An 11,177-nucleotide genomic window follows, 5' to 3' on the forward strand; every position below is an offset into this window, starting at 1 on the left:
CCAAAAGCATAGGGACACCCCCCCACACGGTGAAGACGGTAGGTTGGAGATCACAACACTGTCTGCCGAAAGGTCACCACACATGACTGTCACAGCAATCGTCAATGCCCACGTTGTTCCCATCGAAGGCGTCCCCTTCGACGGTTCGGTGGTCATGGAGAACGGCAAGATCACTGCGCTGGGCACTGATATTGCTGTCCCCGAGGGCGCCGAAATTCACGATGCCGGCGGTCAGTGGCTGCTTCCAGGCTTGATCGACGCCCACGTTCACCTGGGCACCCATGAGGAAGGCGAAGGCTGGGCCGGGGACGACACCAACGAGATGACCGACCCCGTCACCGCGGGCGTCCGCGCGATCGACGCCGTCAACCCGTACGACCCCGGGTTCGACGACGCCCTGGCCGGCGGTATCACCGCCGTGAACGTGAACCCGGGCTCGGGCAACCCCATTGGTGGTCTCGCCGTCGCGATCCACACCCACGGCCGCTACATCGAGGAAATGGTGCTCCGCTCCCCCAGCGGTCTGAAGTCGGCCCTCGGGGAGAACCCCAAGCGGGTCTACGGCGACAAGAAGCAAACCCCCTCCACCCGGCTGGGCACCGCCATGGTGATCCGCAAAGCCTTCATGGACGCGCAGAACTACATGGGCAAGGCTGACGAGAACGCCCGCGACCCCAAGCTCGAGGCACTCGCCATGGTGTTGCGACGGGAAATTCCGTGGCGCCAGCACGCGCACCGCGCGGACGACATTGCCACCGCCATCCGGTTGGCCGATGAGTTCGGCTATGAACTGGTCCTTGACCACGGCACCGAGGCGCATCTGCTGGCCGATGTGCTGGCAGAGCGGGGCATCCCGGTGCTGATCGGGCCACTGTTCACCACCAAGTCCAAGGTGGAACTGCGTGGGCGTTCCATCGCCAACCCGGGCAAGCTCGCCGCGGCCGGAGTGGAGATCTCCATCATCACCGACCACCCGGTGATTCCGATCAACTTCCTCATCCACCAGGCAACCTTCGCCATCAAGGAAGGTCTCGACCGCGAGACGGCGCTGCGCTCGATCACGATCAACCCGGCGAAGGTCCTTGGCCTGGCCGATCGGATGGGGTCCCTTGAGGTAGGCAAAGATGCCGACGTCGTGCTCTGGAGCGGAGACCCGTTGGACGTCATGCAGCGTGCCTTGACGGTATGGATTGGCGGGCGTGCGGTGTACACCTACGATGCCGCTACCCGTGCCGGCGTCGTCGTCCCCCGCGGCTAGCATGGCCCGCACCCCGCGCGTAGCCGCTCCTCCACTACCCTGGACCGTCAAACTGGCCCTCGTGGTGTGGCTGGTGGTCGGCGGTCTGTTCCTGGTGGCGGCGAGCTCATTCCTCGGGTCCGCGCAACTCCAGGAACAGGACCGCACAGGCCTGGTGGGCCTCGGCGTCGTCCTGGGGGTGCTGGCGTTGGTGCAGTTCTTCCTCGTGTTCCGGCTGCGGCGTGGCAAACGCAGTGCGCGCGAGCTGCTGACCACGATCGGGATCATTGTCGGGTTGCCGGTGTTGCTCCGCGGGACACCGGGGCTCTCGGTGGTGTCAGTGGTGATGCTGCTGGCGATCGTTCCGTTGTGGCTGCCGCCCAGCAGCGCATGGTTACAGACGATCGATTCGAAACCGGAAAACAAGTATCGACGGCTCATCCGCAGGACACTGAGTCCCTTCAAACGCTCTTAGACCCCTCGGACACAGAAAACGCGCCCGCAGTTCAGACTGCGGGCGCGTTGTCGTTGAAGACGTCTAGAGGGCTTTGAACGCCTGCTCCAGGTCGGCGATCAGGTCCTGCACATCCTCGATGCCGACGGAGAGCCGGATCAGGTTCTCCGGAACCGCAAGGTCAGTGCCAGCCACCGACGCGTGGGTCATCGCCGACGGGTAGTTCATCAACGATTCGATCCCACCCAGTGACTCAGCGAGCGTGAACACGTGGGTGGACTCGGCCACCTTGCGTGCCGCCGCCTCCCCGCCCGTGAACGATACCGAGATCATGCCGCCGAAGTCCTTCATCTGGGCTGCGGCGAGATCGTGGCCGGGATGCCCGGGCAGGCCTGGGTAGAAGACCTGCTCCACCTCGGGACGGCCCTGCAGCCACTCGGCAATCGCCCGGGCATTGGAGCTGTGACGGTCCATCCGGACGCCAAGGGTCTTGAGCCCACGCGTGGTCAACCAGGCTTCCATCGGTGCCGAGACGGCGCCGACCGCGAACTGGATGAAGCCCACCTTCTCCGCGATCTCTTCATTGCTGGTGATCACTGCACCGCCGCTGGCATCGGAGTGTCCGCCGATGTACTTGGTGGTGGAGTGGACGACGACGTCGGCCCCGAACGAGAGCGGCTGCTGCAGGTACGGCGTCGCGAAGGTGTTGTCGACCACGAGGATGGCACCGGCGTCGTGGGCGATGGTGGCGATCGCGGCGATGTCCGAGATCTTCATCATCGGGTTCGACGGCGTCTCGACCCACACCATGGCGGTATTGTCGCCGACGGCGGCCCTGACGGCGTCAAGGTCTGACATGTCGACGGCAGCATTGCTGATGCCCCATGGTGAGAGCACCCGGTCGATCAGGCGGTAGGTGCCGCCGTAGACGTCGTTGCCCATGACGATCCGGTCGCCCGGCGCCAGCAGCGCACGGATCAGGGAATCCTCGGCAGCGAGACCGGACGAGAAGCTGAACCCGTGGGTTGCCCCTTCGAGCGCGGCGAGCTGAGTCTGCAGCGAGTCACGGGTCGGGTTCGTGCCGCGGCCGTACTCGTAGCCGTTGCGCAGCTGCCCAATCCCGTCCTGGGCAAACGTGGTGGTCTGGTACAGCGGGGGAATGACGGAGCCCGTGGTGGGATCCGGCGTCTGGCCGGCGTGGATGGCCCGGGTGTTGAAGCCCTGGTTCTCGTCGTGCGTCATGGTGCTCCTTAGAAGGGACGTCAGATACTCATATAGGTCAGCAAGTCGTGGCGCGTCAGAATTCCCACAGGTGACCCAACGAACGTCACCATCAGCGTGTCGTTGTCCACCAGACGCTCCCGCGCGGTGGCCACCGACTCCAGCGAGCCAATGAGTGCCAGCTTGTCGTTCATGTGCAGGGAAATTTTGTCGGTGAGCTTCGCTTCGCCGTGAAAGAGCTTGTCGGTGAGTAAACGTTCGTCGACCGAACCCAACACCTCACCCATCTTGACCGGGGGTTCCTGTGACAGGACCGGGATGTTGGAGACGCCGTACTCGTTCATGATGTGGATGACGTCGCGCACGGTTTCGGTGGGGTGGGTGTGCACCAGATCCGGCATGTTGCCGGTCTTGGAGCGGAGGATCTCGCCCACGGTGGCTTCGTCGCCGCTTTCCATGAAGCCGTACGACTTCATCCAGTCGTCGCTGAAGATCTTGCCCAGGTAGCCGCGGCCGCCGTCGGGCAGAATGACGACGACGACGTCGTCCGCCGTCAGGTTCTTGGCCACGCGCAGCGCGGCCACCACAGCCATGCCGCACGAGCCGCCGACCAGGAGGCCCTCCTCGCGGGCGAGGCGGCGGGTCATGGCGAAGCTTTCGGCGTCGGTGACGGCCAGGATGTCGTCGGCGACGGTCTTGTCGTAGGCGTCGGGCCACATGTCCTCGCCCACGCCCTCCACGAAGTAGGGGCGTCCGGTGCCGCCGGAGTAGATGGAGCCCTCCGGGTCGGCGCCGATCACACGGACCGGCCCGCTGGCGCGATCCGCTGATACGTCCTTGAGGTAGCGGCCGGTGCCGCTGATGGTGCCGCCGGTGCCGACGCCGGTGACGAAGTGGGTGATTGTGCCCTCGGTGTCGTTCCAAATTTCGGGACCGGTGGTCTCGTAATGGCTGCGCGGCCCGTTGGGGTTGGAGAACTGGTCCGGCTTGAACGCACCGGGGATCTCGCGGGTGAGCCGATCGGAGACGCCGTAGTAGGACTGTGGGCTATCGGGTGCCACTGCGGTTGGAGTGACCACCACCTCGGCTCCGTAGGCGGCCAGCACGTTGCGCTTGTCCTCGCCCACCTTGTCCGGCACCACGAAGACACACCGGTAGCCGCGCTGCTGGGCAACCAATGCCAGCCCGACGCCGGTGTTCCCCGAGGTCGGCTCGACGATGGTGCCACCGGGCAGGAGCTTACCCTCGGCTTCGGCTGCGTCGATGATCTTGACGGCAATACGGTCCTTGATCGAGCCGCCGGGGTTCAGGTATTCCACCTTCGCCAGGACGGTCGCGGCAATTCCCTCGGTCACGCTGTTCAGTTTGACCAGCGGGGTGTTGCCGATCAGGTCCACTACGGAGTTCACATACTTCATACCTATAAAGTTACCGCGAAGTCCTCTTGTTCCCGGACGGCGCTAACCCGACGGACCCTTCAACCAGCGACAGGTCGGGCATCCCCGGCGCGGGACTGGTGGTGGTGGTGGTGCTGACGGTGCCGCTCACCGTCGTCGCACTGTGGTGTGCGTCCGGGATGCCCAAGGGGGTCCGTTCGAACCCGAACCCCAAATTCGTGAGGAACCTGGACATCCGATAGCGACATCTTCCACACCGATGTCCAGGTTGCTGCGCCATGTCCAGGTTGTTCACCGGATTGATGTCGCCCAGACATGACACCATTGCCATATGACCGTTTCTGTCCCCAAGGGTGCCGTGGCTGGGCCTGGCTCCGGGTCCGGCGCGCACTCGCTGGTGTGGGAGCCGGACGGGCCATACAACCTGGCAGGAACCATCGGGGCGCTGCAGTGCGGCGCGTTTGATCCGTCGTTCCTCAAGGACCAGGGTGCCGCCTGGTTGGCGTTCAGGAACGACGACGGCGCCGCCACCCTCCGGCTGGAGCAACGCGGAAGCCTGCGTTCTGCGCGTATCCACGCGATGGCGTGGGGGCCGGGGGCAGCCGCGGCCCTGCAATCGGTGCCCACCCTGCTCGGCGCCGAGGACGACTGGGGCCACTTCGACAGCCCCGGCTACCAGGCGAACCTCCCCGAGATCGCCCGCAAGGGGCGCTACCTCAACCCCGGGTTGCGGCTACCCTCGACCGGACGGATGCTGGACGCCGTCGTCCGCGTCATCCTTGAACAGAAGGTGACCGGGATCGAGGCCAAGCGGGCGTGGCGCTGGCTGCTGACCCGGCACGGCGATACGGCTCCGCAGGCGCCCGGAGCCCCGAAGGGGTTACGAGTACCGCCCACCCCCGCCCAGTGGCGGCGCGTGCCGTCCTGGGATTGGCATCGGGCGGGCGTCGATGCGCACCGAGCGGACACCATCATGAGGGCCGTGGCGATGGCCTCTGGGGTGGAACGCCTTGCCCGTGTCCGGTCATCGGCTGAGGTCACAACGGCGCTGCGTTCAGTACCGGGGATCGGCGTGTGGACTGCAGCGGAAGTTCTGCAGCGCACGCACGGCTGCCCGGATTCGATTTCGGTTGGTGACTACCACCTGGCCGCCTATGTGGGCGCCGCACTGACTGGGCAGCGGACCGACGATGCGGGGATGCTGCAGCTCCTGAAGCCGTGGGCCGGGGATCGGCAACGGGTGGTAAGGATGCTCTACGCGAGTGGGTTCCGTAAGCCCACCTATGGTCCTCGGCTCGCACCCGAGGATCACCGCCACCGTTAGGCTTAACCCATGAGTGAACGACTAGATGTGACGGCCGTGTTTACCCCCAACCCCGGCGAGGTCTTCCGGGTGAAGCTAGCCCTCGACATAGCCATCGAGCAGGTAGTCAACGAGCCTGGATGCATCAGGTACGAGATTACCGATGTTGCTGAGGACCGCATTGTCCTGTCCGAACGGTGGGAATCCGAGGAACTGCTGGAGAAGCACTTGCAGGGTCCGGCGGTACAGGACCTGGGCGAGTCGCTCAGTGCTCTGTTAGCCGAGCCGGTCCAGGTCACCAGGAGCGCCTGACAAACCAAAACCGTCTGGCACGCGAAAACCCCGGACCCTTCGCAGGATCCGGGGTTTTCGTTTGGACTAGCCGCAGCTGGGCCCGAAGACTAGCTCGTCTTCGGGTCGTCCTGAACTGGGGCGTCAGCCGCTGGCGCCTCTGCTGAGGCTCCGGCCTGTGCCGCTGCCTGCTGCTGTGCTACCTGCTCATGGACCTCTTTCATGTCCAGGCCCTTCACTGCGTCAACCAGCTCGCCGAACTGGGTGGCGTTCATGGCGCCGGGCTGCGAGAACACCAGCACCTTTTCGCGGAAGGCCATCAGCGTGGGGATCGAGGTGATCCCGGCCGCGGCGGCGAGGGACTGCTCGGCCTCGGTGTCCACCTTCGCGAAGGTGATGTCGTCGTGCTTCTGCGAAACGGCGTCGTACACGGGAGCAAACTGCTTGCACGGGCCACACCATTCAGCCCAGAAATCGACGAACACAATGTCGTTCGTTTCGATGGTCTCGGGGAAAGTTGCCTCGGTTACTTCAATAGTTGCCATGCTTTAACGCTAACGAGTTTGCTCGCCGATGTCTCCCCGTGTTCGCTCTCGATGAAGATTACCCGGCGATTCGCCTGAAAAGTCCTCGATCAGTTCGCGCGGCACCATCTCCCACTCGGCCTGCCGATCCCCGGCATTTCCCCCAGCAAAAGGGCAAAAAAGTAGCCCGTCGAGATCTTGGCGGAGATCTGGACGGGCTACTTTCCCGGTATAACGGCGATGTGGCAGATACTGGATTCGAACCAGTGAAGGCGTTGCCAGCTGATTTACAGTCAGCCCCCTTTGGCCGCTCGGGTAATCTGCCATACGTCCTCATCAATGAGGTTTCCCACGGTAACCGCGGGCAAGACAACTTTACAGAAAATCGGGGCAAGAATCGAATCGTCCCGGGACGGGCCCAATTAGGCCTATAGCCCAGCGTTCACACGGCGCTCGATCTGGGCAAAAAACGCGTCCGCCTGATCGGCAGTGACTGAACCGAGGGCGACGGCGTGATCGAGTTCGGACCGCACCCCTGCCAACCGCTCCGAGCTGGCCGAAACGGGATACGACACCTCGACCGACGACATGTTGGCCGCCGAAGCCGGCATCGAGGAGAGGCCGGTGATGGACACCGCCGAGGACGCGGCCAGGAAGGTCCCGGCCACCGCACGTCGGACTCGAACTTGGTACCGTGCACGCGGTTTGCTACTCATGACTTCTTTCCTCTGGATTGATCACTGCAACCAACACTTCCACCGGCCGGTGTGAGCCGACACTGGGCTTCCTGTGGATCACCTGTGAGCCCTGTGCAGCAGCCCATTGGCGCATGACCGATTAGGCTTGGATCAGATCCTTCTCACTACCCCAAGGAGATATTGTGGCGAGCGAATCCACTTTCGATGTAGTTAGCAAAGTAGACAAGCAGGAAGTTGCCAATGCCCTGCACCAGGCGCAGAAGGAAATCGTTCAGCGCTACGACTTCAAGGGCATCGGCGCAGAGGTGGACTTCAGCGGTGAAATGATCCTGATGAAGGCCAACTCCGAAGAGCGTGTCCTGGCCGTCCTCGACGTCCTCCAGTCCAAGATGATCAAGCGAGGCATCTCGCTGAAATCGCTGGACACCGGTGAGCCTTACGCTTCCGGCAAGGAATTTCGCCTGGAGACCACCATCAAAGAGGGCATCGCCCAGGATGTGGCGAAGAAGATCAACAAGCTGATCCGCGATGAGGCGCCCAAGGGCGTCAAATCCACCATCCAGGGCGACGAACTGAGGGTCAGCTCCAAGTCCCGCGACGACCTGCAGGCCACCATGGCTCTGCTGAAGAACTTCGACGAAGCTGACCTGCAGTTTGTGAACATGCGCTAGGGCACCAGCTGGTCATTCAGGTGGCGCTCCCGTACCTGGGAGCGCCACCTTTTTTGTGCTCTTTACGATCCCCTCTTCGGTTCGCTGTGGAAGTCATTTTGGTCAAACCTTTGACATTTGTTACCTGTGTCACTCAAACTTTGAAAACAAAAGTTGTCTGGCAGGCTACAAAGCGGCGAATCGTCGTTGACCTTTCGAGAGAAGATCGCACTCCATGACCGAATATCAAGACTTGACCCACGAGGACGTGGCAGCGGCAGCGGCTCACGTCGTCGCAGCATTTTCACAGACCGACACCACAACGTATTTTGCAGCCTTCAGTCCCGATGCAACCTTCGTCTTCCACACTGAACACCGACGGCTCGAGCGGCGGTCCGAGTACGAGGCGCTCTGGCACTCCTGGCTTGCCGAAGGCTGGCAGGTCACTGAGTGCCTCAGCAGCAACCCGTTGATCCAGCTACTGGGCGACACCGCAGTGTTCTGTCACGACGTCACGACCACCATCAACACCGGGGAGACCACGCTCGAACGCGAGACGATCATCTTCCGCCGGTCCGACGACGGGTCCCTCCTCGCCGTCCACGAACACCTCTCCCCTCTTCCCAACTCCCCCGAAGCCAGGTAACCACCATGAGCACACAGAGCACCGGCTCAGCATTTTCCCGGCTATCCAATCACCTCGAGAAGAATTCGGAGGGCTTCGGCCCCATTCGAGGCACGCTCGGCGCTGGCCGAATGGGCATGATCTGGCTAGCCGCCAACCTTGTCGTCACCACCCTGCTCACCGGGACACTGTTTGTTCCCGGAGTGAGCTGGCCCCTCGCCGTCGGGCTGATCATTCTAGGTACCGCCATTGGTGGCGCCGTTCTGGTGCTGGTGGGCAACATGGGTACCCGCACCGGCCTGCCGACCATGTCGCTGACGAAGGGGTCTTTCGGGCTCCGCGGCTCCTTCCTTCCCGTCGCCGCGAACGTGGTCATCCTGATGGGCTGGAGCTGGGTTCAGGCCATGCTGGCCGGAGTGACAGTCAATTTTCTGGTAGAACAGGCCACCGGTTTCTCGAACCCCATCCTGTTCTCAGTGCTGTGTCAGCTGCTGGTGGTGTGCCTGGCGATCTTCGGTCACGCCGGCATCGCCCGGGTGGAGCCATGGCTTGCCCTGGTCATCCTCGCCTTCATGGCATACATCTTCGTCACGGCCTTCACCACTTTCGCCCCTTCGGAGTTCATGGACCTGCCAGCCGATCCGGAACTCGGCTGGTCCGGGGTGGCGGTGCTCGACGTCGTCATCGCCACCGCAATCTCCTGGACTGTCCTGTCGGCTGAGTTCAACCGCCTGGCCAAGTCCCAGGCCGCAGGCATGATCGGTTCGGGCGTCGGCTACCTGCTGTCAACTGTGCTCGCAATGGTGCTGGGCGCCACCACTGTGGCGTATCTCGTGCTCGACGGCGGCGAGGCCGTGGCGTTCGATCCCACCGCCATTGTTGCCGCCTTTGGAACGCCGCTTGCCGTGGTCATTTTCCTGTCAGTCATGGCTACGAACACCATGGTGGTTTACGGCATGGTGTCCTCGGTCGTGAACATGGTGCCGTCCAGCAAGGTGAAGTTCCTTCCTACGGCGCTCGTCCTGGGCGCGATCTCGATTGTTGGGTCCACCTGGTTGGCTTTGCTGGATCAGTTCACCTCATTCCTGGTCCTCATCGGGTCGCTGTTCATCCCGGTGTTTGCGGTGATGCTGGTGGATTACTACATTGTCCGCAAGCGCCACTACAACAAGGACATCCTGCGTGGCACCGGCGGAGACTACTGGTACTTCAAGGGCGTCAATATTGCCGCAGTAGCCGTCTGGATCATCGGCGCTGGCGCGTCCTTGATACTGACCTATTCGGTGCCGAGCCCGATCGGCGCAACCATTCCCACCTTCATCATTTCGGCCGGGCTGTATCTGGGGTGGGCCATCGTGGCCAAGCGGATTGTGTCAGGGACCCCGACACACTCGCACCTCAGCGACTCCGAGTCACCAGCGAACGCGGATTCTGGACGTCGTGCGGCTCGTTGATCTTTCGCATCCCATTGTCAGTGGGATGCAGGTCTTTCCCGGTGACCCGGAGGTGACGATCACGGTGGCGGCCGAGATCGCCGCCGATGGGTTTCAGGTGGCCGAGGTGCATGCGGGTACCCACACCGGAACCCACCTGGACGCGCCGCTGCACACGGTGCCCGGCGGTGCGTCGGTGGATCAGATCGACCTCAGCCGGTTGGTGGGCGTGGCCCGCATTGTTCGGCTTCCGGTGGTCGATGCAGGTCACGTGTTTGTCTGGTCCGACGTCGAGGCGCAGCTTGGAGATCTGGACGCCGTCGCGATGGTGCTGTTCCATACCGGCTGGTCGCAGCACTTCGGCACCGAACAGTACCTGCGGCATCCAGCGTTCGACGCCGACATCGCGCGTGGCTTGTTGGATCGCGGAGTTTCGGTGGTCGGCGTCGATACCCTCAACCCGGATCCCACCGACCTGTCCGGAGCTGAGGTGGATCTCCCGTTCCACAGTGAACTGCTGGGTGCAGACGGTGTGATCGTTGAAAACCTGACCAACCTTGGTTCGGTCGACTGGGCCGACCCGTGGGTCTCGGTACTGCCGCTGCCGTTAACCGGAATGGACGGGTCACCCGTTCGTGCTGTCGCGATGCAGCAGAGCACCCCCGCCGGGTAGTGGGATCCGGCGGCTCCGGCCTTCTTTGACCCACCATTTTTCACCTCTGAGCGGGTTCGAATCCCTTGGCAACAGTCTTCTGTCGAAGCCTTGGGCTAAGGGGCCCGTCGGGCTTCGGGGCGGGCCACAGACAACTGAATGCCGACAATCTGAACACGATTTTGGGCCCCGAAAAATCTTTGAAATTCTTTTTGAGCACCCTTGATCTGGGCCTTATTTTGTCAGTGGCGGGTGATCGAATAGGGGTATGGAAAGCAGCGAAGCTTCTTCTACCGGACCGGAGATTCCTCCCGGATCTGGCGCGGATTCCGCTTCTAATAATGGGACTCCGGAAACCTCTGCGGTGGCTTCCACTGGGTTCGGTCCGGCTGGTCCGTTGGGTGTCGAGTCGGTGTGGACAGCCCCTGTCGTTGAGCCTCCGGCGCCCACGACCGACACTGACCCAGCCGAAGCTGATCTAAACGATGCAGATTCTCCAAAGTCCGATTCAACGGGGTCGGATTCAACAGAACCTGAGCGAGAATCGACGGATTCGGATTCGGCGTGGTTGTTCTCGGAGGCGTGGGCTTCTTATCATTTCGGGGATGACCCGGATGTGCGGGTGCGTTCCAGTAGTGAACCTCCCGCACTGTCGGGGCAGCTGCGGATGGCGGCGGTGGGCGGTTTGGACG

At 62.9% G+C, this 11,177-nt stretch carries 13 protein-coding genes and 1 tRNA gene; 8 read left to right on the forward strand and 6 right to left on the reverse strand.

Annotated features, from left to right (window positions below; all coding sequences use genetic code 11):
- Positions 1-82 precede the first annotated feature (82 nt).
- Both ABD059_RS10465 and ABD059_RS10470 read left to right on the forward strand, forming a co-directional pair.
- Complete coding sequence (locus tag ABD059_RS10465; protein ID WP_343879738.1) at positions 83-1,258, forward strand: amidohydrolase; 1,176 nt, start codon at positions 83-85, stop codon at positions 1,256-1,258.
- A 1-nt stretch (position 1,259) separates the two neighbouring features.
- The gene (locus tag ABD059_RS10470) at positions 1,260-1,712 is read left to right on the forward strand and encodes a hypothetical protein (RefSeq protein ID WP_343879740.1); all 453 of its coding nucleotides are present in this window, start codon (positions 1,260-1,262) and stop codon (positions 1,710-1,712) included.
- A 63-nt stretch (positions 1,713-1,775) separates the two neighbouring features.
- Here ABD059_RS10470 and ABD059_RS10475 read toward each other — a convergent pair whose 3' ends face one another.
- From ABD059_RS10475 to ABD059_RS10485, 3 genes are read right to left on the reverse strand one after another with little or no spacing between them, the layout of a single operon-like run.
- Positions 1,776-2,933, reverse strand: a complete 1,158-nt coding sequence (locus ABD059_RS10475; RefSeq protein WP_343879742.1) for a cystathionine gamma-synthase — start codon at positions 2,931-2,933, stop codon at positions 1,776-1,778.
- 20 nt (positions 2,934-2,953) lie between these two features.
- Positions 2,954-4,330 carry a cystathionine beta-synthase gene (locus ABD059_RS10480; RefSeq protein ID WP_343879744.1) on the reverse strand — a complete coding sequence of 459 codons (1,377 nt, stop codon included), beginning with the start codon at positions 4,328-4,330 and terminating at the stop codon, positions 2,954-2,956.
- A gap of 10 nt (positions 4,331-4,340) precedes the next feature.
- Positions 4,341-4,544 carry a hypothetical protein gene (locus ABD059_RS10485; protein WP_343879746.1) on the reverse strand — a complete coding sequence of 68 codons (204 nt, stop codon included), beginning with the start codon at positions 4,542-4,544 and terminating at the stop codon, positions 4,341-4,343.
- 96 nt (positions 4,545-4,640) lie between these two features.
- Here ABD059_RS10485 and ABD059_RS10490 point away from each other — a divergent pair, with 96 nt between their 5' ends.
- Together ABD059_RS10490 and ABD059_RS10495 are read left to right on the forward strand one after the other, a co-directional pair.
- Entirely contained in the window at positions 4,641-5,633 is a 993-nt protein-coding gene (locus ABD059_RS10490) for a DNA-3-methyladenine glycosylase family protein (RefSeq protein ID WP_343879748.1), read from the forward strand.
- 9 nt (positions 5,634-5,642) lie between these two features.
- A complete protein-coding gene (locus ABD059_RS10495; protein WP_343879750.1) occupies positions 5,643-5,924 on the forward strand; it encodes a putative quinol monooxygenase in 282 nt (93 codons plus the stop codon).
- 89 nt (positions 5,925-6,013) lie between these two features.
- Here ABD059_RS10495 and trxA read toward each other — a convergent pair whose 3' ends face one another.
- The 3 genes from trxA to ABD059_RS10510 form a co-directional block, all read right to left on the reverse strand.
- The gene (gene trxA, locus ABD059_RS10500) at positions 6,014-6,448 is read right to left on the reverse strand and encodes a thioredoxin (protein WP_343879752.1); all 435 of its coding nucleotides are present in this window, start codon (positions 6,446-6,448) and stop codon (positions 6,014-6,016) included.
- A 222-nt stretch (positions 6,449-6,670) separates the two neighbouring features.
- A tRNA-Tyr gene (locus ABD059_RS10505) sits at positions 6,671-6,752 on the reverse strand.
- Between the two features lie 103 nt (positions 6,753-6,855).
- A complete protein-coding gene (locus tag ABD059_RS10510) occupies positions 6,856-7,143 on the reverse strand; it encodes a hypothetical protein (protein ID WP_343879754.1) in 288 nt (95 codons plus the stop codon).
- A 164-nt stretch (positions 7,144-7,307) separates the two neighbouring features.
- On the opposite strand from ABD059_RS10510, the gene ABD059_RS10515 reads away from it, so the two are divergent.
- The 4 genes from ABD059_RS10515 to ABD059_RS10530 all read left to right on the forward strand — a co-directional run bounded on the left by ABD059_RS10515 (position 7,308) and on the right by ABD059_RS10530 (position 10,506).
- On the forward strand, positions 7,308-7,796 hold the full coding sequence (locus ABD059_RS10515; protein ID WP_019484312.1) for a YajQ family cyclic di-GMP-binding protein: 489 nt from the start codon (positions 7,308-7,310) through the stop codon (positions 7,794-7,796).
- Between the two features lie 214 nt (positions 7,797-8,010).
- A complete protein-coding gene (locus ABD059_RS10520; RefSeq protein ID WP_343879755.1) occupies positions 8,011-8,421 on the forward strand; it encodes a YybH family protein in 411 nt (136 codons plus the stop codon).
- A 5-nt stretch (positions 8,422-8,426) separates the two neighbouring features.
- Positions 8,427-9,854, forward strand: coding sequence for a purine-cytosine permease family protein (locus tag ABD059_RS10525; RefSeq protein WP_343879756.1), 1,428 nt, complete (start codon positions 8,427-8,429; stop codon positions 9,852-9,854).
- A 25-nt stretch (positions 9,855-9,879) separates the two neighbouring features.
- On the forward strand, positions 9,880-10,506 hold the full coding sequence (locus tag ABD059_RS10530; protein WP_343879758.1) for a cyclase family protein: 627 nt from the start codon (positions 9,880-9,882) through the stop codon (positions 10,504-10,506).
- The last annotated feature ends 671 nt before the right edge of the window (positions 10,507-11,177 follow it).

It is taken from the genome of Arthrobacter flavus, assembly GCF_039526005.1.
In the GTDB taxonomy this organism is placed as follows: domain Bacteria; phylum Actinomycetota; class Actinomycetes; order Actinomycetales; family Micrococcaceae; genus Arthrobacter_D; species Arthrobacter_D flavus.

Excerpts from the sequence above, each read along its gene's own strand:
- ABD059_RS10510 (WP_343879754.1), bottom strand. The coding sequence starts at position 7,143 with ATGAGTAGCAAACCGCGTGCACGGTACCAAGTTCGAGTCCGACGTGCG.
- ABD059_RS10475 (WP_343879742.1), bottom strand. The coding sequence starts at position 2,933 with ATGACGCACGACGAGAACCAGGGCTTCAACACCCGGGCCATCCACGCC.
- ABD059_RS10465 (WP_343879738.1), top strand. The coding sequence starts at position 83 with ATGACTGTCACAGCAATCGTCAATGCCCACGTTGTTCCCATCGAAGGC.
- ABD059_RS10525 (WP_343879756.1), top strand. The coding sequence starts at position 8,427 with ATGAGCACACAGAGCACCGGCTCAGCATTTTCCCGGCTATCCAATCAC.
- ABD059_RS10470 (WP_343879740.1), top strand. The coding sequence starts at position 1,260 with ATGGCCCGCACCCCGCGCGTAGCCGCTCCTCCACTACCCTGGACCGTC.
- ABD059_RS10495 (WP_343879750.1), top strand. The coding sequence starts at position 5,643 with ATGAGTGAACGACTAGATGTGACGGCCGTGTTTACCCCCAACCCCGGC.
- ABD059_RS10485 (WP_343879746.1), bottom strand. The coding sequence starts at position 4,544 with ATGTCCAGGTTCCTCACGAATTTGGGGTTCGGGTTCGAACGGACCCCC.
- trxA (WP_343879752.1), bottom strand. The coding sequence starts at position 6,448 with ATGGCAACTATTGAAGTAACCGAGGCAACTTTCCCCGAGACCATCGAA.
- ABD059_RS10530 (WP_343879758.1), top strand. The coding sequence starts at position 9,880 with ATGCAGGTCTTTCCCGGTGACCCGGAGGTGACGATCACGGTGGCGGCC.
- ABD059_RS10520 (WP_343879755.1), top strand. The coding sequence starts at position 8,011 with ATGACCGAATATCAAGACTTGACCCACGAGGACGTGGCAGCGGCAGCG.
- ABD059_RS10490 (WP_343879748.1), top strand. The coding sequence starts at position 4,641 with ATGACCGTTTCTGTCCCCAAGGGTGCCGTGGCTGGGCCTGGCTCCGGG.
- ABD059_RS10480 (WP_343879744.1), bottom strand. The coding sequence starts at position 4,330 with ATGAAGTATGTGAACTCCGTAGTGGACCTGATCGGCAACACCCCGCTG.